Genomic DNA, 24,569 nt, shown 5'->3' on the forward strand with positions numbered 1-24,569 from the left:
TTGGGTTTTACCTAGGCTTTTAAAAATTCAAATGATTATATTAATTTGAAATTAATTTTTTAAATCACCTATAAAAATAAGCAGTAGACATTAAAATAAATTTTAAATATTTTTAAATAAAATTAAGTAATACTGTATTTATTATCCATAATATTATGCATTTTTAAGGATAAAATATATAATCAGCCAACTTAATATGAGGAAAAAAATATGAAAAATTTTAATTTAAGTTCTAAAAAAAGCTTTGTACCTATTAGTTTTGTTTTAGCTATGGCACTTTTTAACTGTGCTGCTTTTGGATCAGAGAGTGATTTTACAGTGATTGATCCACCATTTATGTTTACAACATTTAATCATAAGCTAAATGCAGGAAAATTGCCAACCAAAGAAATAACTCTTGATAAAGTAAGCAGAAAAGAAAATGTTGTCTATGCTGCAGGTGCAAATAAAAATGATGAAATAAACGGCTATACTCTAAATGTAGAATTATCAGGTATTGCCACAAGCTCTGATAACTATGTAGTAAATCTAATCGGTGGAATGTCTGAAAATAATGATGTTTTAAATAATAAGATAAATATTACAAAAATGCCAGATAAAATAACAAGGGACATTCGTATATTTGGAGCAGATAGTTGGAAAGGAAATACAAATTTTAATAAAGTAAATATTGATTCTATACAAACAAATATAAATAAATTATATATAGTAGGTGGAAGATCAACCGATGAAAACAAAGGAGATAGCTCAAATAATACCATAAATATATCTTCATCAAAATTAATATCTGATAACACAAATTTTGATTTTCAAATAACAGGTGGAATAGCACAAGGAAAAGCCCAAAACAATGAAGTAATAATAGATAAATCAGAAATAATCAACACTATGCTTATCTCCGGCGGAGCATCATACGGAGACCCTGATAAAATACAATTAGGCACTGAAAAAAATAGAGTAAAAATTACTTCATCAAAAGTAAAAGGTGCGATTTTTGGTGGAGATTCAGCTTTTTTAGGCTTTGACAATGATGCCAATAAAAATGAAGTAGAAATAATCTCATCAAAAATATCCAAACAAGATAATTTCTTTATGGATTTTGTAGTTGTCGGCGGAGCATCAACAAATAATGCAACTAACAATACCGTTTCAATAGTTTCATCAAGCATAGATGGAGATAGTTATGGTGGTCTTTCAACAACTGCGCTAGGTTTTGGCGGAGGCGAAATTTCAGGCAACGCTAATAACAACTCAATCAACATAACTTCATCAAATATAAATGGCAAGATTTATAGTGGTAAATCAGAAGAAGGAGCTGCTAGCAACAACAAAGTCTCATTAAAAATTTCAAAGGTTGGCTCTTCTGTAGCAGGTGGTTCTGCCAAAGATGAAGTAAACAATAACATTTTAGATATAACTTCATCAAATATAGGTGGTGATGTTTATGGTGGCTACTCAAATGAAGGTGATGCTATAAATAACACTGTAAATTTATTTCATAACTCAGCAAGAGATTTAGCTTTAGGTAAACACTTTTTAGTTAAAGGTGTAATTCATGGTGGATTTTCAGATGGTAACAATAAAGATGCAATTTTAGGCAATAAATTAAATGTTACCGGTAAAAATCTAATAGCAGGAAATATTAACAACTTTGATGAGGTAAATTTTAATCTTCCAAAAGATATAAAAACAAATGATGTAGTGCTTCAATTAACAAAAAATGAACCGACAACTTTAAAAAGTGTAAAAGTAAATCCTTATGTTGAGCAAGGAGAAAGTAAAGCTATTGTTAAAAATCTTAAACCAAAAGAAAAAATTTACATTATTAAAAAAGCATCTATTGATGAAAATACTTTAGAGGAAGAACAAGCTATAGACAAAGACCTTGAAATAAAAAGTAAAGAGTTGACTAAAGCTACTAAATCAATTGTATCTGAAGTAGGAGCTAGTACAATTTATAATGTAAAGTTAAATAAAGATGAAAGTAATTTATATTTAGAAGTTGGAGAAATTGAATCAACAACTCCAACTCCAACTCCAAAGCCTAATAAACCTATCACTCCTAAAGTAAATCCTAAGTTAAATCATACATTAATACCAAATTTGGCAAGTTCTCATGTTGTAAATCAAATGAGTGATTTAATGGGTGATAATATATCAAACATAGCAATGCTTGATGATAATATATCTGTAAATACTGATAATATTATAAGTTTTGGATATATAAAAGGATATAAAAGCAATATCGATAAAAGCGATACTGATATAAATGGAGTAGTTGTTGATGTTGGTGTTGCAAGTAGAGCTGATAATGCACTAATGGGTGGATTTTTTGAATACTCTTATGCAGATTATGATGGAAGTGCGAACTCTTATTCAAGTGATGGAAAGATAAATGCTTATGCAGTAGGAGCGTTAGCAAGATTTGATTTAAGAAATAACTTCTTTATAGACTCTTATGCAAAAATAGGTAAGTTAAATAACAAATACACCTTAAAAGGCTACGATAATCTAAATATTAATAAAGACTCTACATTTTACTCTCTTGGAGCATTTTTAGGACATGATTCTTACTTTGATAGATTTATGCTAACAAATAGACTTGGCTATGCTTATTCAAATGTTGATGGTTATGATTTAGATATAAATGGTGAAACTTTAAATATCAAAGATATCTCATCAAAAAGAATTAAATTTGATAGTATAGCTTACTATAATACAAATACAGATACAAACCTATATGCAAGAGCAAGACTTATATATGAGCTTGATGGCAAAAGCAGTACCTATGCACCTAACATAAATAAAACTATAGAAAGTACAAATAAAGGCTTTAGTGGTGGAGGTGAACTTGGTGTTATATATAGCATAAAACCTCTATCAAATATAAGCTTTGGTGTTGGAGCAATGGGTGGTAAGATAGATGAACTTAGTGCAAATCTTAGATTTGTGTATGGATGGTAGTATATCTTTATTAAAACTAAAGAACCTTTAAAAATGATTTAAAGGTTCTTATATTTTAAAAATTTAAAGTTGCGATACTAAAAAATTTTCAATCTTATTTAATAATCTCTTTTCCCATAAACCAAAGCTCAGTTACCAAAGCAATTCCAAAAGTTTCCATTATGATTGGTGAAATCTCAGCAGTTGGATTTATGGTGTTGTTTGCCAAAGTATCAATTATTACAGCAAATGGACCAACGGCGTTTGCAATATCGTTTGAGCCATGTGAAAATGCAAATCCAGCAGCAGTAAAAACTTGAAGCCAAGAAAACATTAAAAAGGTTGATTTTGACAAATCAGAGTTTTTGTAAATATAAACATCGCTATCCAAGTCAATAAGCTATTTAGGTTAGTCATACCGCTTCTAATTGCATCAGTTACAATTAAATTTGGTAAAATTTAATATGCTTTTAAAATTAAATAAATTTAAGTGAAGTTTTTAAGATTATGTAAGAATTTAGGGCAAATTACGCCCTAAATTTATAATTTTTATTTAAAAATTGAGTCTGCGCTCATATATAAAAAAGCTTCCATGCTAGCATTTGGATAAGCTTCTTTCATTAAGTTTATAAACTCATCTTTATCTTTGGCAATAGTTAAAACTTCTTTTGCTTTTTCAAGATATGAGATGGTGAACTCAACTCCATTTTGATCAATTGGCAATAAATGTGATGATAAAACTAGGCTATATTTTCTTAGTTTTTTCCATTTTTTAAGAAGTGATTTTACTTCATCTTTGCTGTTAATTAAAAGATGAGAGTTGTTTGCAGATAAATGTGTAAAATAAATTCCATAATCTTTAAAATCAATATCTATCTCAGGTGGAAAACTCTCTTTATTTGCTTTAACATCTACTTTAATTCCTTCAATTTCGTTTTCTCCATCTTTTAAAAGATTGGTTGAAGTAATTGCTGATTTTATCATATCCTCACCAGCACTTTGTTCGAATAAATCTATAAAAAATGAAATTTTTCCACTTTTTACAAACTCATCTAAAGCTTCAAAACCATAAATTTTTAAACCATTGTAGCTATTATCAGCTATTGGATGGGTTGCTAAAATCACAGCTTTTAAAGGCTTATTTAAAGTTTTTATATAGGAATTTAAAGCTTTTGTTGATTTATATGTTTCTTGTGGGTCGATCAAAATTAAAAAATCATTAAATTCCAAAATATTTGAAACACTTCCCAAAGCTCCTGTAAATGGGTGAATTTTTAAGGTTTTGTTTTCTGTCTCAGAAGCAAAACTAAAAGTCGCAAAAACTAAAAATACACTAATAAATGCTAGTAAAATTTTTTTCATTAAAAATCCTTTCTTTTAAAATATCTATCATTATATAGAGCTTTAAAAAATGTTTTATAAATATATTTAAAATTTTAAAATACAATCTTTAATATCAAAAATCCAACTGAGCTTATAAAAGCTGCTGCTGGTAGGGTTATAACCCAAGTTAATGCAATTGGTTTCATTAATGCCCAATTTGCCTGTGCATTTACCACACCAATTCCTAAAACTGCTCCAACTAAAATGTGAGTTGATGAGACAGGAAGTCCTAAAATTGATGCACTCATTACCACACTTGCTGCGGCTAGTTCAGCACAAAAACCAGATGCTGGGTGAATTGTCGTTAAACTTGTTCCAACTGTTTTTATAACCTCTTTTCCCATAAACCAAAGTCCAGTTACTAAAGCAATTCCAAAAGTTGCCATTATGATTGGCGGAACCTCAGCAGTTGGATTTATGGTGTTATTTGCCAAAGTATCAATTATCGCAGCAAATGGACCAACGGCGTTTGCAATATCGTTTGACCCATGCGAAAAAGCAAACCCAGCAGCAGTAAAAACCTGAAGCCAAGAAAACATTAAAAAAGTTGATTTTGACAAATCAGATCTTCTTAAAGTTTTTGCGAAGATAAACATCGCCATCCAAGTTGCCGCACTAATCATCGCTATTATTAAGTAATTTTGCAAATTTGAAAGACCTAGTTCTAAATTTTTAAGTCCTTTAAATATAAACATACTTGAAATTATCCCAACACCAAAAGCAGCAATTGCAGGAATTCCCATTTCAAGTGCTTGGTGAGATTTTAAAGACTCTTTTTGTGCATCAAGTTCGTGAATTTTTTTAAAATACTCAGTATCTAAATCATTTGGATCAAAATTTGGATCTTTCATCGTGAAAATATCCATGTTCATAGCTTCTGTAAATTTAACTTTTTCAGCCTCACTAAGTTCATCAAAAATTTTTTTATGTATTTTTTTTAGTGCTTTTTTCTTTTTTTTAATTTTTTCTATTTTAAGCTCGGCGATGGCGTTATAGTTTAAAATATATTTTTTAACGGATTTATAAAGCACAAAAGAACAAACTCCTCCAAGCACAGGAGATAAAAACCAAGATATTACAATTGAACCTATTTTTGACCATTTCACAAGTGATAAAACAGAAATTTCTTTTACATCAAGCATAAAGCCAAGTGTTAAACTAGCTCCAACTATCGCTCCAACAATTGCGTGAGTTGTAGAAACTGGCCAGCCTTTTTTTGTAGCTAAAAATATCCAAATAGAAGCTGAAAATAAAGCACTTATCATTATATAAACAAAATCCATTGGTGAGGCTGATAAACTATCTAAATCAACTATGCCACTTCTAATCGTATCAGTTACATTCGCCCCTGCTAAAACAGCCCCGCTTACTTCAAAAACAGCAGCTATTAAAAGAGCTTGTGTTAGAGTTAAAGTCCCTGCTCCAACGCTTGTTCCAAAAGAATTTGCAACATCATTTCCGCCGATATTAAAAGCCATAAAAAGACCAAATACCGAAGCACATAAAAAAATCATTGTATTTGTAGAGCCTACAAATTCATGTCCCCAAACTATAAAAAACCAGCACGATAAGGCAAAAATTCCACCAAAAAAAAGGTTAAGCCTTGAAAACTTCATATTTTTCCTTGCTTCTAAAAGTATGGAAGCTATTTTATCTAAATTTAGCTAAAATTTGACTCTTTTTAAATTTAAAAGTTTTGTTTTATAAATTTTTAACTATAATGCTTTAAAAAGGAAAAATTTTGAAACTAATTTCTTGGAATATAAACGGCATAAGGGCAGCTGTAAATAAAGACGCTTTTGCCTGGATAGAGGATATAAAGCCTGATTTTTTAGCTCTTCAAGAAGTAAAAGCAGATCAAGAACAAATCCCAGCTGAAATTTACAACTTACCATTCAAAGAGATAAATTTAAACCCTGCAAAAAGAAGTGGATATTCAGGTGTTATGAGTCTTTCAAATTTTGATACAGAGTGTTTTAAATCTCTTTTTAACAATGATGATGAGGGAAGAGTTTTAGAGCACCGATTTAAAAATGTAGTACTGTTTAACATTTACTTTCCAAATGGACAAAAAGATGATGAAAGACTTAACTATAAGATGAAATTTTATGATGATTTTTTAAACTATATTGTAAATTTAAAAAATGAGGGAAAAGATATAATAATTTGTGGTGATGTAAATACAGCCCACAAAGAAATCGATCTTAAAAACCCAAAAGCAAACTCTCAAAGGAGCGGATTTTTAGATATTGAAAGAGCTTGGATTGATAAGCTTATAAAAAGTGGCTTTATAGATACTTATAGATTTTTAAACCCCAAAGATATAAAATACTCTTGGCGGACTTATAGATTTAATGCGAGAGCAAATAACGCTGGGTGGAGAATTGATTACTTTTTTATAAGCGATAGCCTAAAAGATAAATTAAAAAATGCCTTTATAATGGATGAAATTTATGGAAGTGATCACTGTCCTGTTGGCATTGAAATAGAAATTTAATGCAAATTTTATAAATTTTATTTTTTTAAAATAAAATTTAAGATATAATCGTAATCTTTTAAAACAGAATTTAGGATTTTCATGCAAGATAAAAAACTTTGGAGCAATAAGCTCACTTATATTTTAACTGCTGCTGGCGCAACTATAGGATTTGGCTGTACTTGGAGATTTCCATATTTAGTTGGAGAAAATGGTGGCGGGGCTTATGTGCTGCTTTTTTGTTTAGCGATGATTCTTCTTGGAATTCCTATGATTTTAGTTGAAAATGTAATTGGCAGAAATGCTATGAAAAATAGCGTAGATGCATTTTCAAAAAGCAAATTTTGGAAAATTACAGGATATTTAGCACTATTAGGTGCTTTTGGAATACTTGCATATTATATGGTTTTAGGTGGCTGGGTAAGCGCATATATAGCAAATATATTATGTGGAAATTTTGACCTAGGAACTGCGATAACTTCGAAAGAATACACAGAAAATTTTTATATAAACCATATAGAAAAAAGCCCATTTATGATAGCGGTTTATACTTTTATATTTGTTTTAATAAACTGGTATATTTTAAAAAAAGGCATAATTGATGGAATTGAGAAATATGTAAAATTTTTAATGCCATTTTTATTTTTATGCTTTATAACTGTAATTGTAGGAAATATTTTTTTAAGTGGTTTTGAAGAGGGAATTAATTTTTATTTAAGTGTTGATTTTTCTAAAGTTGATGCAAAGTTATTAATCAATGTTTTAGGACAAGTTTTCTTTGCTCTTTCGCTTGGATTTGGTGTTATGATAACCCTATCAAGCTATCTTTCAAAAGATGAAAATTTGATACAAACAGCAACCATTACAGGAGTTTTAAATACTGTAATTGCAGTAATGGCTGGATTTATGATATTTCCTGCTATTTTTACAGCAGGGCTTTCACCAGATAGCGGTCCAAGTCTTGTTTTTGTAACATTGCCAGTTGCTTTTTCACATATTCCATTTGGAAATTTGCTTGCTATTGTATTTTTTTTAATACTTTTAGTAGCTGCACTTACAACCTCACTTACGATTTATCAAGTAATAATTCAAGTCTTAGAAGAAAAATTTAAATTTTCAACCAAAAAAGCTACCACTTTAACACTTTTTTTCATATTTATTTTTGGAAACATACCATCAATTTTAGCTTATGGACCACTTGAAGATATAAAAATTTTAGGGCGAAATATCTTTGATGCTTTTGATATGATAAGTGCAAATTTCTTTTTTGTAATAACTGCTTTTTTATGCTGTATTTATGTAGGCTGGGTTATGAAAGATGAAGCAGTTTATGAAATAAGCAATCAAGGAAAACTTAAAAACCCATTTATAAAAATATGGTTTTATTATGTTAAATTCATACTTCCACTTATAATTTTAATTGTATTTTTATATGGACTTACTGCAATTTAATTAAAAACGACAATCATTTTTTAATAAAACTTTAATATAAAAAACAGTATCATTCTTGCAAAATTATTTTTTAAATGATTTTTACTATCAATCAAAATGAGGATTTTATGAGAATAATTTTAACTATTTTTACACTTATTATCTCACTTTGCTTTGCAAGGGTTGATGATTATTTTAAAGAAACAGAAATCATCAAAGGACTAATAAATCAAAGTGTTGAAGTTTATGAAAATGGTGATAATCTAAAAGCGAAAAAACTTGTTGAAGATGCATATTTTCAACATTTTGAAAATATGGAAGGCACAATAGGTAGAAATATTGGTCGTAAAGCCATTTCAATGGAAAGAAAATTTACAAATTTAAGAAGATATTATAAAGATAGTGCTGATATAAATAAAATAAAAGCTTTGATTGATGGGCTTTATTTTGATCTTGATGAAGTTACTCCAATTATTCAAAATGGCTTTAGACTAAAAGCTGAAGCAAGTGATTTAAGCTATGATAAAGAAGCAGCTATAAAATCATCAATAGAAGCAAATGCTAAAAGAGAAGCCCAGGCAGATGATATATTTGCAATGCTTTTAGGAGAGAGCAATAATTCAAATAACGAACTAGATAAAGATGAAATAAAAAATGAAAACATTCAAATAGCCACACAAAATACAAGTGAAAAAACATCAAATTTAAATGAAGATAGTATAACCACGCCAGCTTCTAATGATGAAGTTGTAGCTAATCTGCAAGCAGCTTCGGCCCTAAATCCTAAACTACAATCTTTGCATGATGAATTTTCATTAAAGCTTGATGAGGCAGCTATTGCATTTAGAAATAAAAATTTACTTGAAACAAAAAGCCTTATAAACAAAGCATTATTTGATGATTACAGAAACACAAAGCTTGAAATTGCTATCTCAAATTTCACTAAACCAAAAACAGATCAACAAATTCAACAAGCTTTAAGAAACGTAATTAGATCTTTAGATGATGAAAATCTAACAGAACACGACATTAGAGAAAAATTTGAAAATATTAAAGATACTCTTTTTGATGCTATGCTTTTAATACCTGAAGAAAAAATAGCAGATATTAAAGTTAGTGGATTTAACGAGGATGAGCTTAAAAATAAAGATTATTCAAAAGTTGCAGATGATATAAAACTTGCAACTGACAATATCCTAAAAAATTATGATAAAATGCCAAAAGAGGCTTTAATTGATGAGCTTCAAAGTACTTATTTAGATATTTTTGAAGCATCTGGCATGGAAAATAAAATAGGAGCGGTTGATAGCACACTAAAATTAAATATAGAAAGTTTATTTACTCATGGTGTTGCGCTTATAAAAAGTGGAGCAGATAAAAAAGAACTAAAAGAAAATTTTGATAAATTAAATACATTATTAGTTGGCTCTCTTGATAAGGTCAGCAATACATCACCTTTATTCTTATTTTTAGCAGCATTTGGAATTTTATTAAGAGAAGGACTTGAAGCACTAATTATTGTAGTTGCAATTGTTTCATATCTAATTCAAAGCGGAAATAAAAATAGGCTTAATATAGCGTACTCTGCCTTATTTACAGGTGTCTTTTTAAGCTTTGTAACTGCGTTTTTAATATATTACTTTTTTAGAGCTTATGCTGGACAATTTAGAGAACTATTAGAAGGAATTACATTTTTAATAGCAGTTGTATTGCTAATTTATGTAGGGTTTTGGATGCTTCACAAGGCAAGAGATAAAAAATGGGCAAATGCCTTAAAAACAGGGGCAATGGATGCAATAAGCAAAAATTCAGCAAAAACATTATGGATAACAGTATTTTTGGCTGTATTTAGAGAAGGTGCTGAAACGGTATTATTTTATCAAGCACTTTTATTTGATGCTTCAACAAGTGCTGATTTTAGTGCTATTTTTGCAGGGCTTGGTGTTGCTATGATAGTTTTAATTGCACTATATTTCTTATTAAAAGCAGGAGCAGTAAGAATTCCTATAAAGCTATTTTTCAAAGTAACTTCATATGTTATATTTTATATGTGTTTTGTATTTACTGGAAAAGGTATAGCAGAACTAGTTGAGGGAAAGATTATAACCCCTACACTAATTACTCAAGAGTTTAAACCAATAACTTGGCTTGGTGTTTATCCTTATTACGAAACATTAATTCCACAATTTTTAGTTCTAATAATATTAATAATAGGTATTTTAATAACAAATAAACTTCAAAAAAAGGAGAAGACAAAATGAGAAAAAGTTTATTAAGTGTTGCACTAAGTAGTGCGGTTTTAACAAGTTTAGCATTTGGTGGTGAAGTTCCAATCGGCGATCCTATTGAGATGCACGGTATGGAGATAGCTGCTGTTTATTTACAACCAATTGAGATGGAACCACGTGGAATCGATCTTGCAGCAAGTCTAGCAGATATCCACCTTGAGGCTGATATTCACGCTCTTAAAGGCAATCCTAATGGCTTTCCTGAAGGTTTTTGGATGCCTTATTTAACAATTGCTTATCAATTAACAAATTTGGATAATGGTAAAGTTAAAAAAGGAACCCTTATGCCAATGGTTGCTGATGATGGCCCTCACTATGGTGCAAATATAAAAATGGATGGCGGAATTGGAAATTATGAGTTAGTTTATGCAATTCAAAACCCTGAAAAACAAGGTTTTGGTCGCCATGTTGATGAAGAAACTGGCGTTGGTAAATGGTTTGAACCTTTTACAGTTAAATATAACTTTAAATACACAGGTACACCTGATAAATAAACTAAGGGGGTAAAAACCCCTTAGAAAAGAGGTTTTATGAGTATATTTTTTGTTCACATATTAGATGCTTTTTTACCATTAGTTTTTTTTATAACACTTTTTTACTTAAAAGAAAAACTTATAAATTTAGTAAGCTTAGTTTTTAGTGCTTTTGTTTTTGGATATTTTGCATATTTTATTGCATTAAAATATGCATACGGATTAAGAAATTTGTATTTATTCACAAATTCAATGTTAGCTTTTTTATTTATAATAAGCCCTATTTTACTTTTTAGAATTCCTAAATTTATTAAATTTATAGTTTTATTTTTAATTACTTTTGGTTTTGGTGTTAAATATTTTTATATAAGCAACGGATATGCAGTATTTGATAATGCTTTACTTGATAGCCTTGGGATTAAAAACTTAGGATTTATTCTTCTTGGGATAGCATTTTTCTTTGTGTTTTATTTTTGTTTTAAATTTAGCAGAAAAAATATCAACAAAAAAGCTTTTTTAATACCAGTTGGAATTATTTTTATAATAATAAATTTATCATATTTTATATCTGAAGTTTTGCTCATATTAATGAGAAAAAATGTTATAGAAACCGATACCAATATTCTTTCTTTTGTTGCTAAATCACTTCATTATGAAAAATCATTTTGTTATTTTTACATAGCAGTTTTTATTTTATTTGGAATTTTAACTTTGTTTAAATTTATAAAAAATAGTAAAAAAACTGAGATTTTAGATATAAAATTTAGAAAAGAAAAAGCTTATAATAATTCTATAAAAACAAACTTTTTTTCCATAATTTTATCATCAATTATAGCTTTAACAACATTGCTTTATTATGATTTACACGCTTCAAGACCACTTATGATAGATGAGCCTACTGTAATTGAGCCTAATGAAAATGATGAATTTTCTTTTGACATAAATGAGCTAAAAGATAACAAACTCCACCGTTATGCTTATATAAGTGATGATGGAAAAACAATAAGATTTTTTTTGATAAATAAATATCCTGATAAGCTAGTGCCAACTGCAGTTTTTGATAGTTGCATGATATGTGGCGATAAAGGATATGTAAAAAGAGGTGATGAGCTAATATGTGTTGCTTGCAATGTTAGGATTTTCCTTCCATCAGTTGGAAAAATGGGAGGATGTAACCCAATACCTTTTAATTTTAAAATAGAAAACAATAAATTAATAATTCCATTTAGTGAAATTATGCTTGGAGCAAACTATTTTAGCGAAGTAAGACAAAAGCTAGTAACTGATCCAGTAAGCAAAAATAAAATTATAAACCTAAAAGCAAAATTTAACTATGTTTATGGGGATAAAACTTATTTTTTTGAAAGCGAAGAAAACAAAAAAGAATTTTTAAAAAATCCTGAAAAATATGTTAAAAAACTCACAAAAGCAAATTTTAGAGTAGAAGGATACAAGGAGGTTGAAAAATGATTTTAAAAATAATTTTATCATCTATTAGAGGTGATATGAAATTCCTTTCATTTTTAACTATATTTTTAACCACTTTGCTTATCTCTTCAATGCTAAATATCACTTTAAGTATTGGAAATGTTGTATCAAAAGAATTAAGAAGTTATGGATCAAACATATTAGTTTTACCAAAAGGCAATTCTTTAAGCATAGATGTTGGTGATAAAAAATTTCAACCTTTAAAAAATGAAAATTACATAAATGAAAGCAACCTCCATGCTATTAAAGAAATTTTTTGGAGAAACAATATAATCGGCTTTGCGCCATTTTTAACAGCTACAATTGATGGAAAAAACATAGTTGGAACCTATTTTGATAAAAATGTAAAAGTTACTGATGAAGAGGACTTTACAACTGGCATAAAAACAATTTATCCATTTTTTAAGATTGATGGTAGGCTTCCAAAAGATGATAGTTTAGATGAAGTTTTGGTTGGAAGTGATTTAGCTACAAAGGAAAACATTAAACTAAACGATGAAATAAATATAAAAAATTACAAATTAAAAGTAGTTGGAATTTTAGAATTTGGTGGAGAATTTTCCAATAAACTCATTACCTCTTTAAAATTTACTCAAGAACTTTTAAATTTGCAAGATAAAGTTGAAAAAGTTGAAGTATCAGCTCTTACAATACCTGAAAATGACCTTGCTCTAAAAGCTAGAAAAAACCTTGATAGCCTAGATCAAGTAGAGTATGATTTATGGTATTGCACAGCCTATGTAAGCTCAATTGCATACCAAATAAGCGAAGATTTAAAAGGTGCAGATGCAAAAGCACAAACTCAAATAAGCGATGCTGAAAGCAGCGTTGTGACAAAAATTCAAGCTCTAATGCTTGTGGTAAGTCTTATTTCACTAATTGTTTCAAGCATAGCAATTTCATCACTTATGACATCTGAAATTTATAGAAGAACTAAAGAAATAGGACTTTTAAAAGCTCTTGGTGCGAACAATTTTCAAATTTATTTAAATTTTGCACTTGGAAGCGTTTTTGTTGCTATAATCTCCTCATTAGTTGGCGTTGCTTTTGGATATTTGGTTTCAGAGATTATTTCATATTTTATTTTTTCACATTTTATAAGCATATCTTTTATAGTAATACCAATAACTTTGTTTTTTGCTGTTTTAATAGCACTTATTGGCTCACTTTTGCCTATGAGAAATGTTATAAATCTACTTCCAGCGGAGGTTTTGTATGAAAGAAAATAATAAATTTTTTCTAAGTTCTATTTTTAAAAGTTTAAAAGTTGGAAGCAAAAGAGTTTTTGTTATTTTTATAGCTATTTTTATCGGAACTTCTGTAAGTTCTGGGTTTTTAGGTATTTATTTTGATATTGATACAAAAATGAGTAAAGAATTAAAAGCTTATGGAGCAAATTTTATCATAACTCCACAAAATGGAAATTATATAAAATTTGATGATTATGAAAAAACTATTGATAAAATAGACAAAAATGTACTTTTAGGAATAACACCATATTTATATGGATATTATAGTTTTGGCATTGGCAATGGAATCGTCGCGGGAGTTGATTTTCAAGGACTTAAAAAGACAAAGCCATTTTTAGAAGTAAGATCTGGAAGTATGAATTTAAGTGATTTTTCGCAAGACTCAGCTTTTTTAGGTATAAATTTAGCAAAAAGTTTGGAAGCTAAAATTAACCAAACCATCACTATAACAAATCCTAAAAACTTAGTTTCTAAAAATGTTATCGTAAAAGGGATATTTTACGGTGGCGATGAAAGTGATGAGCTTATGTTTGTAGATATTTCAGTAGCTCAAGCTCTTGATGAGGAGAAGGTCATAAACTATGCAAACGCAGTTATAAATTTAAATTTTGATAAAATTTCAAATTTGAGTAAAAAATTAAGCAATGATTTGATAAATGCAAAACCAATAGCTCAGATTTCACTCTCAGAAGGGTCAATGCTTGATAAGATAAAAGGACTTATGGCATTGATTGGATTAGTTATTTTAATAATCAGCTCAACTAGTGTAAATACAACACTTAGTTCAATTATTTTCTCAAGAAAAAAAGAAATTGCTCTAAATTTGGCTCTTGGTGCAACAAAAAAAGATATTGTAAAACTTTTTGGAACCGAGATAGCAATAATTACTATTTTTAGTGCAGTTTTGGGTGCATTTAGTGGTTATGTTTTAGCTCAAATTTTAGGAATGATGATATTTAAAGCAAGCATTGATTTTAGAATTTTATCAGTTATAATTGCAGTTTTAATTTCACTAATTTGTTCATTTATAGCAGCATTTTATCCAATAAAAAAAGCTATTAAAATCAATCTTGCAGATACACTTAGAGGAGAATAAATGGAAAATGTAATAAGTTTAAAAAATATATTTAAAAGCTTTAAAGATGTTCATGCATTAGAGGATATAAGCTTTGAAGTGCCTAAAAATCAATGGCTAAGCATAATGGGACCAAGCGGAAGCGGTAAAACAACTTTAATAAATATTTTATCACTAATGGATAATCCAACAAGCGGTATTTACGAGCTTTTAGGAAAAGATGTTGCAAATTTATCTCAAAATGAGCATTTAAAAATAAGACGTGAAACAATAGGACTTATTTTTCAACAATTTCATTTAATACCTTATTTAAACGTTTTAGAAAATGTTATGCTTGCTCAATATTATCATTCAAGTGTTGAAGCTGAGGATGCAAAGGCTACGCTTGATTTGGTTGGATTAAGCCATAGATTTACTCATTTGCCAAGTCAATTAAGTGGTGGTGAGCAACAAAGAGTTTGTATTGCAAGGGCTTTAATAAACAATCCTGAAATTTTAATAGCAGATGAGCCAACTGGAAACTTGGATGAGAAAAATGAAGGTGTAGTGCTTGAGCTTTTTCAAAAAATAAAAAAAGATGGAAAAACCATTATCTTAATAACACATAACCCAAATTTAGGAAAACAAGGCGATAGAGTGATAACCTTATCGCACGGAAAACTTATAAATGATGAAAAAATTAATTAGTATTTTTTTAAATTTATTTTTTTTTAGCTTGATTTTTTCAGGTTGTCAAAAAGATTTAAGCGCAGACATTGGAAGCATGGCACCTGAAATTTCAGCTACAACCCTAAATGGCAAAAAAGTAAAAATTCATCAACAAAATAATGTTAATAAAATAATTGTATTTTGGCAATATGGCTGTTTGAGCTGCACACAAATACTTCCAAATTTAGATGAGTTTTTAAAACAAAATCCAGATGTTTTTAAAGCTTATGCAATAAATTCAGTAAATGATGAAAAGATTATAAAAAACTATATTGATGAAGTGAGTTTTTCTTCTATTGTGGTTTTAAAAGATGATCTTAAAATAAGTTTTGATAGATACGGTGTAAAAACACTTCCAAGTATTTTTATAATAGATAAAAATGGCACTATAAAAGATAAAGTTTATGGAGATATTGGTTGGAAAAATTTAAAAGCAAAATTATCTTATTTTTTATAATCTTGTTTATTTGTGGCTGTAATGATGGAATTTTAGCACTAAATTCAAAAGAACCATTTTATTTCAAATTTAAAAACAGCGAACTCACTCTTACAAATCATGATAGCTTCGGTCTTATTTTTATAACAAAAGAGTGTGGTGCTTGCAAAGAGCAACTTAAATATTTAAAAAACAGTAAATTTAACTTCATAGTTGTGCTTGGAGATGCAAAAGATATGGATGATGCTTTAAATTTTGCAAAAGATAAAGATATCGATTTTCCACTTATTTTTGATAAAGATAGCGTTTTGTTTTTATCAAATGCAGTTGGTGGGATAAGCGGCGTTCCTGCAACTTTTATATACAACAAAGACAATAAAAAAAGGTTTTTAGGTCTTACTCCAAAAAGTGTTATAGAAAAAGAGTTTTAATAAACTTGAAAAATATTTTGATATAATCTAGCTTTTAAGGAAAAAAATGAAAAAAAAGCTAGTTATTTTTACTATTTTATTTACAGTTGTAGCTTTGTTTTTATTAACTTTTAATAAAAAAGAAAAAGATATAAAGACTGAATCTAACCTAGACTGCTATTTAAATATAGAAAATTGTGAAATTTCATATAAAGATAAGCAAGTTTTATTTTCATTTTCCAATAAACCAGTTCGTGCAATGATTCCAAATACTTTAAAAATTTCAAATTTAGAAGGAAATTTTACAAATTTAAACGCCAAAATAAAAGGCGTAAATATGAATATGGGAACCATAAAAGCAAATTTTATAAAAAAAGATGAAATTTATGAAGGTGAGTTAATTTTTAGTTCATGCTATAAAGATATGCTTTATGAAATCTCATTTTTTGATGATAAAATACCTTTAAATTTAAAGGTTTTTGTAGTTATAACTCTTTAATAGATAAATAAAATGGATAAAAAAATTTCAAAATTTATAAGTTTTACAATCCTAACACTATCTCTTACTACAGTTATGGCTGGTGCTGCGATAGCTCCGGCACTTGGGATGATAAGTGAGCATTTTAATCAAACTAGTAAAATTTTAGTATCACAAATAGTTTCAATTCATAGTATTTTTATTATTTTTAGTGCATTTTTATTTGGCTTTTTAACAAAATATTTAAATGCTAAAAATATCGCTATTTTGGGACTTTGTCTTTATATAATAGGTGGAGTTGGAGCATCATTTTTTGATAATATTTGGATAATTTTATTTTTAAGAGCAATTTTAGGAATTGGGGTTGGTTTCATTCAACCACTTACAAACGGACTTATTGGTTTTTTATATGATGATAAAGACAAAGTAAAACTCCTAGGTTTATCATCAGCGATGTCAAGCCTTATGGGCTTAGTAGCAGCACCACTTTCAGCTTATCTTGCTGCAATTTCTTGGAATTATAGCTTTTATATCTATTTTTTAGGTGTTTTTGTTATGGTTTTTGCAGTTTTGTTTTTGCCAACCATTATGCTTAGACAAAATAAAAGTAAAACTACAAATTTAGAGGTCTTAAAACAAATCTATCCATTTTGTGTAGCTGTTTTTTTAGCTATGCTTACTTTTTATTCTTTTCCTACAAATTTTTCAATAAACATACTTGAAAAAGGTTTTGTAGAGCCAAAATATATTGGACTTCTTATGGGTCTTCAACATTTTTTTGTTATTTTAGTAGGAGTATTTTTTGCTAAAATATTAAAAACATTTAAGCATTATTGTAAGTTTATTTTTGGTGCACTTTTTGGAGCTGGATTTTTAATGCAATTTCTAGCATCAAATTTAAATTTTGTCTTTTTGGGGCTTTTTCTTGTTGGTCTTGGACATGGTTTTTTGATGCCATTTATAATGTCAAGAGTAAGCATTTATGTAAAAAAAGAAAATATGGCAATTGCAATGAGCTTAATGAGTATATTTTTATATTTGGGACAATTTGTAAATCCTTATTTGATTAAATTTATACTTATTTTATTTTCATCCAACTCTTCAAATTTAGCATTTTTAATGAGTTTTATTTTCAGTATAATTTTATTTTTATGGTTTTTTTATATAGATCGATTTTATTTTAAAAAATAACCTTTTTTAGGCACAAAACTAAAAATTTGGTGTATAATCTCAAGATTATTTCATTAAAAGGAAAAGTTTTGGAATTTAAAGTAAATGGTGTTGATTTTCATAAATTTACTATCGACACAAAACCTATTATGGAAAAGTATCTTCTTACTCTAGGTGAGGATTTAGAAGTTGATATAAGCGATTATACCTTTGCTGCAAATTACATTTGGTTGTCAAATGTAAGTGGATTTTACGCAATTATCGAAGATAGTTTTTGTCTTTTTGTAATGACTGGAACTGAGCTTAGTATGCTTTTACCACCAATTGGAAAACTTAAAAAGCTTAAAAGTGCTATTTTAAAATGTTTTGAAATTATGAATCAAAACAACTCTTCTAAGTTTTTTTCTCATATTGACTATGTTGCTGAATGCGTGCTTGATAAATTTGCAAAATCCCTAGATAAAACAGCTGATATTTTTGATGTTTTTGAAGATTTTATTTTTGAAAAAAAACTTGCAGATTATATCTATAAAAGCGATGATTTGATAGAGCTAAAAGGAAACGCCTACCATACAAAACGAACTGAAATTAACAAATTTAAAAAAACATATCCAAATTTTGAAGTTTTTCCATTAAGCGTTGAAAAACATACAAACGATATTTTAAATCTTACAAATTTATGGGCACAAGAGCGTATAAAATATATGCCAAGCGTTTCAAATGGCGAGTTTATGGAAGGAATTTATCAAGAGCAAGCAGCAATAAAAAGAATGCTAAATCACTATAAAGAGCTTGAATTAATAGGTATAGTTTTGTATATTGATGGCGTTTTAAAAGGCTTTACAGTTGGTGAAAAAATAAATGAAGGTGTTGCAAGCGTGATAATAGAAAAAACAGATTTTGAAGTTTTAGGTTGCGCGCAATTTATATTTAGAGAGTTTTCTAAGGTTTTAAAAGAGCATTTTGAATGCGATCTTATAAATGTTGGGGATGATATGGGCTTTGAAAATCTTAAAAAAGTAAAGATGAGTTATCGCCCTCACAAACTCGAAATAAAATACTCAATTTATCAAAAATAAAATGATAAGAAAAGCAACTAATAGCGATATAAAAGCACTTTTAGAGATAGAAAATGAAAGCTTTAATGAGTTTAAGCTAAGCAAATCTTCATTTTATTATCATATAAAAAGAAATTTTTTATATGTTTATGAGCTAGAAAGCGATAAATCTATTTTAAAAAAAAGGGAAATTCTAGGATATTGTTTAGTATTTTCATATCTTAAAATTCCTAGAATTTACTCAATCGCAGTTAGTAAAAAAGCTAGAAATTTGGGTGTTGGTTCAGCTATGCTTGAGTTTTTAACTCTAAAGTTTAAAACTCTAAGACTTGAAGTAAGAAGTGATAATAAAGCTATACATTTATATGAAAAATTTGGCTTTAAAAAGGTAAAAATTTTACCAAATTACTATGAAGATTGTGATGGGATTTTAATGATTAGATAAAATCCCAAATATTTTAATTCAAAAATTTCAAATAATTTAAAATTTGATTAGAAATTTTAGTATTTAAAATTTCCATCATTGTGTTAGTACTATTTGTGTTTTTATCGCTTTGAAAGTATAAATTTGTCTCATAAATCTCACCATCAATATTTATTTGAAGTGAAATTTCTGCATCATAAACATAGCTATTAGTAACTGATGAGTAATAGTCATCTAAGGCATCCAATCTATTGTATCCAAAATATCTAAAATTTATACCACTTACAACAAATGGATCAATATCTTTTATATAATTTCGTCTGAAAAAGTTTAAATTTCCTCTGATTTTGGTGGAAGCCTCACTTTTATCGCTGACTATCTCATAGCCATTTTTAGCTAAATTTAGTGAAACGGCCTGTGTTAGATTGCTATCTACACTACTTGTATTTGTAAAATTAACATAAGCCGAGTTGTTATTAGGAGCATTTTTTATAAAAATTGGTTTTGAACTTTTTACAACACTTCTATCGGTATAGGTTTTACCAGCACAACCAAAAAATAAAATAATGCTAAAAAATAAAATTATATATTTTTTCATAAGTTTAAATACCTTAAAATTTGATTTGAGACTTTTTCTTCAAGCTCATTTAAAGCAATTTCAAAAGAACTACCCTCTTTGCTTTGATAATTAAAAAGTGTTTGATAAGTTTTTATATCTTTTAAGCTTTTTACTTTTGCAAAAAAAGAAACTTGAGCCTCATAAGCAGCACTATCAAAAATATTAGCACTTGTTCCAAAACCAATACCAAAATTTGAAAAACCACTACCTAAACCAACACCAACTCTTGGAGATGAGCCACTTGATACATTTATTTTTTTAAAGTAGTCTAAATTAATCTTTATAATAGTATCTGCAAGATTTTCATTATCTATTACGCTATAACCATTTTGCGATAAACTTAAAGCTAGTTTTTTATCTAAATTACTACTAGTTTGGCTTGTGTTTGTAAATTTAATACAAACTTTTTGGCTTTTTGGCTTTTCATCTATAAAAACAGGCTCACTCTGACTCAAAATACCAGCATTTTGAGCTTTATTAGCAGCACAACCAATAAATAAAAATGACATTAAAAACAATATAATATATTTTTTCATCTTTTTATCCTTTTGTTATTTTAGATGAATTTTAGCATAAGTTATGAAATTTAAAGATATATTATTAGATAAATTAAAGTTTTGGAAACTTTCGTCTCCAAAACTTTTTAATTAGTATTTTGTAGCTGCGTTTCTTAAAGTAATTCTAGTTCTATAAATATTAGAAACCTCAGTCGCATCACCAACCAACAAAGCATTTGTTGAACAGATAGCCGCACACATAGGTATCTTACCCTCGGCTATGCGGTTTTGTCCATAAAGCTCTCTTTCTTCGTGTGAGTTAGTCTCTTCAGGTCCACCTGCACACATTGTACATTTATCCATTTCACCTTTTATGCCAAAAGCTCCATCTCTTGGGAATTGTGGCGCACCAAATGGACATGCATAAAGACAATATCCGCAACCTATACAGGTCTTTTTATCGTGTAAAACAACGCCATCTTCTCTAACATAAAAACATTGAACTGGACAAACTTGCGCACAAGGTGCATCCGTGCAATGCTGACAAGCTATAGTTGTAGCTATTTCTTTTCCAGGAACGCCCTCGTTTAAAAGCACAACTTTTCGTCTATTTATACCAATTGGCACTTCATGAGCTGAAGAGCAAGCTACTTGACAACCATAGCAACCTATACATCTATCATTATCCACATAAAATTTTAATCTTGCCATAACGCTCTCCTTATGCCTTTTCCAATCTACACAAACCTGCATTAAACTCTGAAATTTGAGTAACAGGGTCAAAACCGTAGTTTGTTATTGTATTTGAACTCTCACCTATTGTATAAGGTTTAGTTCCCTCAGGATATCTGTGACTTAAATCAACTCCTTGCATAATTCCAGCAAAGTGATATGGTAAGCAGATATTATTTGGTGTTACTGAATAAGAATAGTAACATTTAACTTTTATCTTAGTTCCTTGCGGAGCGTGTATCCACATCATATCTCTATCTTTTATGCCGTATTTTGCAGCTAGACTTGGATGAACATGAGCAAACATTTCAGGTGTTATGGATGCAAGGTATTTAGAAGTTCTTTCTATCATTCCAGCTCCACTTAAATTTACAAACCTAAGTGAACTCATAACAGTTGGAAACTCTTTACTCCAATCTTTTTCTTGTTGCTCGCTTATAAACTTACTTGCAACACGGAAATTTTTGGCTTGATCTTCAAAAGTTGGGTATTTTTGAACTAAATCCCATCTTGGCGAGTGGATCGGCTCTCTATGTTTTGGAATCGGATCTAAAAACTCCCAAACAACAGCTCTTGCTCTTGCATTTCCACATGGACAAACTCCAGCTTCTCTACATTTTTGAGCAATAATTCCACTATAATCATCACTCCAGCTAGGCCCCATCTTTCTTTTTTCATCTTCTGTTAGCGTAATACCTAAAACTTTTTCAATGTTTTCTTTTGTAATTTGTGGATATCCGCCTTTTACTTTTGAACCAGGTAAAGTTATGCTCTCATCAGCTAGTTGATTTACCCCATTGTGCTCTAGTCCAAATCTATTTCTAAAGCCCATACCGCCCTCTGCATAAGGTTTAGAAACATCATAAAGTATCGGAGTTCCTGGATGCTTTTCATCCCAACATGGCCATGGAAGTCCGTAGTATTCACCCTCAACTGGACCTCTTCCCATTTGTGTATCGGGATCAAAGTTGTGCCAATTTTCTTGGTGTTTTCTAAGTCTTGCGGCAGTTCTTCCATTATTTCCTATGCTTTGAGTATTTCTTGCTATCTCATCAGTTGCATCATCAGGCCATTTGAAGTCATCTTTAACTTGTTTTATTTCACCATCAACAATACCCATCTTCATTCCACGCACATACTCATCATAAAAACCAAATTTTTTAGCAAATAAAAACATAACTTCTTGATCTTCTTTGCTTTCATAAATAGGTTTTATAATCTGAGTTCTCCACTGAGCGGCTCTATTTGTAGCTGTTACATAGCCCTCGCTTTCAAACTGAGTTGCAACAGGCAAGACATAAATTCCATCAGGTCTATCGCTAAGGATTGCAACCTCATTTAAAAATGGCTCTGCGACAACTAACATATCTAGCTTATCAAGTGCTTGTTGGATTTTGGTAGTGTGTGCCATAGAGGTAATGCCCGTTCCTTGCACCCAAAGAACTCTTAAATTTCCACTTGAGTATGTTTTTTCCTCTTTTAAGACACCTTGCCACCATTTTGCAAGTGAATATCCCTTTTCATTTCGCCAATTTCTATCTTCAGGATTTGCAGAATCGTGGTAAAAATACTCTTTAAAATTTGTTCCTTTAACTGGCTCACCCAACTTCTCTCGTGGCTCTTTGGTTGAGACAGCAAATCTTTTTACAAACTCATCAAAATCAACTCCCCAGCCTTTACAGTGATGTTTCCATGCACCATCGCCTAAGCCATAATATCCTGATGTGCTATCAGCCAAACAGTTCATATCAGTAGCGCCTTGAACGTTATCGTGACCTCTAAGGATGTTTGTTCCGCCACCTTCTTTTCCCATATTTCCCAATACTAGTTGAAGTATTGATAAAATTCTTGTATTTGAGTGACCAACTGAATGTTGAGTGATACCAAGCGCCCAAAACAAAGTTGCAGGTTTTGTAGCAGCAAACATTCTTGTAAATTGGATTAACTCTTCAGTTTTACAGCCTGTTACATTTGCGACCTCTTCAGGAGTCCAATGTTTTGCTTCTTCTTTTATCTCTTCAACGCCATAAGTTCTAGTTCTAATGACCTCTTTATCTTCCCAACCATTTTTAAAGATAAGATGAAGCATTCCATAAATAAATGCTATATCGGTTCCAGGTCTTATTCTAATAAACATATCAGCTTTTGCAGCTGTTCTTGTATAAACAGGATCTACCACAACTAAAGTTGCGTTATTTCTATCTTTGGCTTGAATAATGTGTTTCATCGCACCAACTGGGTTTGCAACTGCTGGATTTGCTCCAATTACTAACATCATTTTAGCATTTTTAGCAACATCTCCAACATGATTTGTCATAGCGCCATAACCCCAAGTATTCGCCACACCGGCGACTGTTGCACTATGTCAAATTCTAGCAACGTGATCTATGTTGTTTGTTCCCCAAAATGCTGCAAATTTTCTAAAATAAAATGCCTGTTCGTTTGAAAACTTAGCCGAACCTAAAAACTCAACTGAGTCAGGTCCATCTTCCTCACGAATCTTCATCATTTTATCGCCGATTTCATTTACAGCGGTTTCCCAGCTAATCCTCTCCCACTTGCCATTTACTTTTTTAAGTGGATATTTTAGTCTCATTTTAGACTTTGTTAAATCAATTTGATCAATTCCTTTTGAGCAATGACTTCCTTGACTTATTGGATGATCAATCGCCATATCTTGTCTTATCCAAGTATTTGATGCCTCATCCACCTCAGCAACAACTCCACATCCAGCTGAACAAATAGAACAAATTGTCTTTTTCATAACAGAGTTTGGAAATGGATTTTTAATCTCTTCAGAAGTTGCTTTTCTTAGTGTTTCATTTTTCCCAAAAGCACTCGTTGTTCCCATGGTTCCTGCACCAAGAGCTGCGAGCTTTAAAAAACTTCTTCTTCCTATATTTGTCTGACTCATGTTTTATCCTTTAATGAGCAATTCTATAGTATTGTTCCCATAAGTTATTTTTCTTATAAAGAACCTCTTTTTTGACAGCTTTACCACAAACCACGCCACTACTTGCATTTGTGGCACAATCATCTGATAAAGTCGTCGCACAATTTTTTAATCCCTCATTTGCAATCGCTGCTGTAGCGCCTGCAACTGCACCGATTTTTAGAGATTTTCTTAAAAAATCCCTACGATTTTCAGTCATAATCATCCTCCTTGCATGAAATTTTGATTTAACCAAATAAAGATATATGCTAAATTTGCATAATTTTAGGCAAAATAC

At 29.7% G+C, this 24,569-nt stretch carries 23 protein-coding genes and 1 pseudogene; 15 read left to right on the top strand and 9 right to left on the bottom strand.

The annotated features are described in order from the left end of the window. The first annotated feature begins 210 nt into the window (after positions 1-210). A complete protein-coding gene (locus HMPREF9309_RS01055; protein ID WP_016646065.1) occupies positions 211-2,964 on the top strand; it encodes an autotransporter outer membrane beta-barrel domain-containing protein in 2,754 nt (917 codons plus the stop codon). A 94-nt stretch (positions 2,965-3,058) separates the two neighbouring features. Here the strand turns inward: HMPREF9309_RS01055 and HMPREF9309_RS01060 are convergent, their stop codons facing one another. From HMPREF9309_RS01060 to HMPREF9309_RS01070, 3 genes are all read right to left on the bottom strand, one after another. After that, positions 3,059-3,334 (bottom strand): inorganic phosphate transporter, encoded by a 276-nt coding sequence (locus HMPREF9309_RS01060; RefSeq protein WP_016646066.1) that lies wholly within the window; start codon positions 3,332-3,334, stop codon positions 3,059-3,061. A gap of 158 nt (positions 3,335-3,492) precedes the next feature. Beyond that, positions 3,493-4,305 carry a hypothetical protein gene (locus HMPREF9309_RS01065; protein WP_016646067.1) on the bottom strand — a complete coding sequence of 271 codons (813 nt, stop codon included), beginning with the start codon at positions 4,303-4,305 and terminating at the stop codon, positions 3,493-3,495. A 74-nt stretch (positions 4,306-4,379) separates the two neighbouring features. Next, positions 4,380-5,942, bottom strand: a complete 1,563-nt coding sequence (locus HMPREF9309_RS01070; RefSeq protein WP_016646068.1) for an inorganic phosphate transporter — start codon at positions 5,940-5,942, stop codon at positions 4,380-4,382. Positions 5,943-6,067: 125 nt separating this feature from the next. Here HMPREF9309_RS01070 and HMPREF9309_RS01075 point away from each other — a divergent pair, with 125 nt between their 5' ends. The 14 genes from HMPREF9309_RS01075 (at position 6,068) to HMPREF9309_RS01140 (ending at position 19,512) form a co-directional block, all read left to right on the top strand. Then, positions 6,068-6,823 carry an exodeoxyribonuclease III gene (locus HMPREF9309_RS01075; RefSeq protein WP_016646069.1) on the top strand — a complete coding sequence of 252 codons (756 nt, stop codon included), beginning with the start codon at positions 6,068-6,070 and terminating at the stop codon, positions 6,821-6,823. Between the two features lie 81 nt (positions 6,824-6,904). Then, positions 6,905-8,254: a sodium-dependent transporter gene (locus HMPREF9309_RS01080; RefSeq protein ID WP_016646070.1), complete on the top strand. Its 1,350-nt coding sequence runs from the start codon at positions 6,905-6,907 to the stop codon at positions 8,252-8,254. Positions 8,255-8,361: 107 nt separating this feature from the next. After that, positions 8,362-10,494, top strand: coding sequence for an FTR1 family iron permease (locus tag HMPREF9309_RS01085; RefSeq protein ID WP_016646071.1), 2,133 nt, complete (start codon positions 8,362-8,364; stop codon positions 10,492-10,494). Further along, the gene (locus tag HMPREF9309_RS01090; protein ID WP_016646072.1) at positions 10,491-11,015 is read left to right on the top strand and encodes an iron transporter; all 525 of its coding nucleotides are present in this window, start codon (positions 10,491-10,493) and stop codon (positions 11,013-11,015) included. The genes HMPREF9309_RS01085 and HMPREF9309_RS01090 overlap by 4 nt, the downstream gene beginning before the upstream one ends. Positions 11,016-11,051: 36 nt before the next feature. Then, positions 11,052-12,464: a Fe-S-containing protein gene (locus HMPREF9309_RS01095; protein ID WP_016646073.1), complete on the top strand. Its 1,413-nt coding sequence runs from the start codon at positions 11,052-11,054 to the stop codon at positions 12,462-12,464. Further along, positions 12,461-13,711 carry an ABC transporter permease gene (locus HMPREF9309_RS01100; RefSeq protein ID WP_016646074.1) on the top strand — a complete coding sequence of 417 codons (1,251 nt, stop codon included), beginning with the start codon at positions 12,461-12,463 and terminating at the stop codon, positions 13,709-13,711. Before HMPREF9309_RS01095 ends, HMPREF9309_RS01100 begins: the two co-directional genes overlap by 4 nt. Next, entirely contained in the window at positions 13,698-14,828 is a 1,131-nt protein-coding gene (locus tag HMPREF9309_RS01105) for an ABC transporter permease (RefSeq protein ID WP_016646075.1), read from the top strand. The genes HMPREF9309_RS01100 and HMPREF9309_RS01105 overlap by 14 nt, the downstream gene beginning before the upstream one ends. Continuing rightward, positions 14,829-15,494 carry an ABC transporter ATP-binding protein gene (locus HMPREF9309_RS01110; protein WP_016646076.1) on the top strand — a complete coding sequence of 222 codons (666 nt, stop codon included), beginning with the start codon at positions 14,829-14,831 and terminating at the stop codon, positions 15,492-15,494. After that, positions 15,478-15,972 carry a TlpA family protein disulfide reductase gene (locus HMPREF9309_RS01115; protein WP_196799661.1) on the top strand — a complete coding sequence of 165 codons (495 nt, stop codon included), beginning with the start codon at positions 15,478-15,480 and terminating at the stop codon, positions 15,970-15,972. The genes HMPREF9309_RS01110 and HMPREF9309_RS01115 overlap by 17 nt, the downstream gene beginning before the upstream one ends. Next, complete coding sequence (locus tag HMPREF9309_RS01120; RefSeq protein WP_016646078.1) at positions 15,933-16,382, top strand: TlpA family protein disulfide reductase; 450 nt, start codon at positions 15,933-15,935, stop codon at positions 16,380-16,382. The genes HMPREF9309_RS01115 and HMPREF9309_RS01120 overlap by 40 nt, the downstream gene beginning before the upstream one ends. Before the next feature lie 46 nt (positions 16,383-16,428). Next, positions 16,429-16,860, top strand: coding sequence for a hypothetical protein (locus tag HMPREF9309_RS01125; RefSeq protein ID WP_016646079.1), 432 nt, complete (start codon positions 16,429-16,431; stop codon positions 16,858-16,860). A 12-nt stretch (positions 16,861-16,872) separates the two neighbouring features. Beyond that, positions 16,873-18,030: an MFS transporter gene (locus tag HMPREF9309_RS01130; protein ID WP_016646080.1), complete on the top strand. Its 1,158-nt coding sequence runs from the start codon at positions 16,873-16,875 to the stop codon at positions 18,028-18,030. A 68-nt stretch (positions 18,031-18,098) separates the two neighbouring features. Further along, positions 18,099-19,088, top strand: coding sequence for a DUF2156 domain-containing protein (locus tag HMPREF9309_RS01135; RefSeq protein WP_016646081.1), 990 nt, complete (start codon positions 18,099-18,101; stop codon positions 19,086-19,088). A 1-nt stretch (position 19,089) separates the two neighbouring features. Continuing rightward, positions 19,090-19,512 (top strand): GNAT family N-acetyltransferase, encoded by a 423-nt coding sequence (locus tag HMPREF9309_RS01140; protein ID WP_016646082.1) that lies wholly within the window; start codon positions 19,090-19,092, stop codon positions 19,510-19,512. A gap of 13 nt (positions 19,513-19,525) precedes the next feature. Here HMPREF9309_RS01140 and HMPREF9309_RS01145 read toward each other — a convergent pair whose 3' ends face one another. The 6 genes and pseudogenes from HMPREF9309_RS01145 to HMPREF9309_RS01170 form a co-directional block, all read right to left on the bottom strand. Continuing rightward, a complete protein-coding gene (locus tag HMPREF9309_RS01145; protein WP_016646083.1) occupies positions 19,526-20,089 on the bottom strand; it encodes a complement resistance protein TraT in 564 nt (187 codons plus the stop codon). Continuing rightward, complete coding sequence (gene traT, locus HMPREF9309_RS01150; RefSeq protein ID WP_016646084.1) at positions 20,086-20,646, bottom strand: complement resistance protein TraT; 561 nt, start codon at positions 20,644-20,646, stop codon at positions 20,086-20,088. The genes HMPREF9309_RS01145 and traT overlap by 4 nt, the downstream gene beginning before the upstream one ends. A 111-nt stretch (positions 20,647-20,757) precedes the next feature. Further along, a complete protein-coding gene (gene fdh3B / locus HMPREF9309_RS01155) occupies positions 20,758-21,318 on the bottom strand; it encodes a formate dehydrogenase FDH3 subunit beta (RefSeq protein ID WP_016646085.1) in 561 nt (186 codons plus the stop codon). 10 nt (positions 21,319-21,328) lie between these two features. After that, on the bottom strand, positions 21,329-24,013 hold the full coding sequence (locus HMPREF9309_RS01160; protein WP_414526223.1) for a formate dehydrogenase subunit alpha: 2,685 nt from the start codon (positions 24,011-24,013) through the stop codon (positions 21,329-21,331). Positions 24,014-24,025: 12 nt separating this feature from the next. Beyond that, positions 24,026-24,253: pseudogene (locus tag HMPREF9309_RS09275) on the bottom strand (twin-arginine translocation signal domain-containing protein); the annotation flags it as partial. Positions 24,254-24,263: 10 nt separating this feature from the next. Beyond that, on the bottom strand, positions 24,264-24,491 hold the full coding sequence (locus HMPREF9309_RS01170) for a twin-arginine translocation signal domain-containing protein (protein WP_016646088.1): 228 nt from the start codon (positions 24,489-24,491) through the stop codon (positions 24,264-24,266). Positions 24,492-24,569: the final 78 nt, after the last annotated feature.

The sequence above is a fragment of the Campylobacter ureolyticus ACS-301-V-Sch3b genome (genome assembly GCF_000413435.1).
Lineage (GTDB): Bacteria > Campylobacterota > Campylobacteria > Campylobacterales > Campylobacteraceae > Campylobacter_B > Campylobacter_B ureolyticus_A.

Bases quoted from the DNA above. Each gene is read 5' to 3' on its own strand.
- HMPREF9309_RS01115 (WP_196799661.1), top strand. From the start codon at position 15,478: ATGAAAAAATTAATTAGTATTTTTTTAAATTTATTTTTTTTTAGCTTG.
- HMPREF9309_RS01170 (WP_016646088.1), bottom strand. From the start codon at position 24,491: ATGACTGAAAATCGTAGGGATTTTTTAAGAAAATCTCTAAAAATCGGT.
- HMPREF9309_RS01125 (WP_016646079.1), top strand. From the start codon at position 16,429: ATGAAAAAAAAGCTAGTTATTTTTACTATTTTATTTACAGTTGTAGCT.
- HMPREF9309_RS01085 (WP_016646071.1), top strand. From the start codon at position 8,362: ATGAGAATAATTTTAACTATTTTTACACTTATTATCTCACTTTGCTTT.
- fdh3B (WP_016646085.1), bottom strand. From the start codon at position 21,318: ATGGCAAGATTAAAATTTTATGTGGATAATGATAGATGTATAGGTTGC.
- HMPREF9309_RS01145 (WP_016646083.1), bottom strand. From the start codon at position 20,089: ATGAAAAAATATATAATTTTATTTTTTAGCATTATTTTATTTTTTGGT.
- HMPREF9309_RS01105 (WP_016646075.1), top strand. From the start codon at position 13,698: ATGAAAGAAAATAATAAATTTTTTCTAAGTTCTATTTTTAAAAGTTTA.
- traT (WP_016646084.1), bottom strand. From the start codon at position 20,646: ATGAAAAAATATATTATATTGTTTTTAATGTCATTTTTATTTATTGGT.
- HMPREF9309_RS01090 (WP_016646072.1), top strand. From the start codon at position 10,491: ATGAGAAAAAGTTTATTAAGTGTTGCACTAAGTAGTGCGGTTTTAACA.
- HMPREF9309_RS01130 (WP_016646080.1), top strand. From the start codon at position 16,873: ATGGATAAAAAAATTTCAAAATTTATAAGTTTTACAATCCTAACACTA.
- HMPREF9309_RS01140 (WP_016646082.1), top strand. From the start codon at position 19,090: ATGATAAGAAAAGCAACTAATAGCGATATAAAAGCACTTTTAGAGATA.
- HMPREF9309_RS01080 (WP_016646070.1), top strand. From the start codon at position 6,905: ATGCAAGATAAAAAACTTTGGAGCAATAAGCTCACTTATATTTTAACT.
- HMPREF9309_RS01095 (WP_016646073.1), top strand. From the start codon at position 11,052: ATGAGTATATTTTTTGTTCACATATTAGATGCTTTTTTACCATTAGTT.
- HMPREF9309_RS01110 (WP_016646076.1), top strand. From the start codon at position 14,829: ATGGAAAATGTAATAAGTTTAAAAAATATATTTAAAAGCTTTAAAGAT.
- HMPREF9309_RS01055 (WP_016646065.1), top strand. From the start codon at position 211: ATGAAAAATTTTAATTTAAGTTCTAAAAAAAGCTTTGTACCTATTAGT.
- HMPREF9309_RS01065 (WP_016646067.1), bottom strand. From the start codon at position 4,305: ATGAAAAAAATTTTACTAGCATTTATTAGTGTATTTTTAGTTTTTGCG.
- HMPREF9309_RS01100 (WP_016646074.1), top strand. From the start codon at position 12,461: ATGATTTTAAAAATAATTTTATCATCTATTAGAGGTGATATGAAATTC.
- HMPREF9309_RS01070 (WP_016646068.1), bottom strand. From the start codon at position 5,942: ATGAAGTTTTCAAGGCTTAACCTTTTTTTTGGTGGAATTTTTGCCTTA.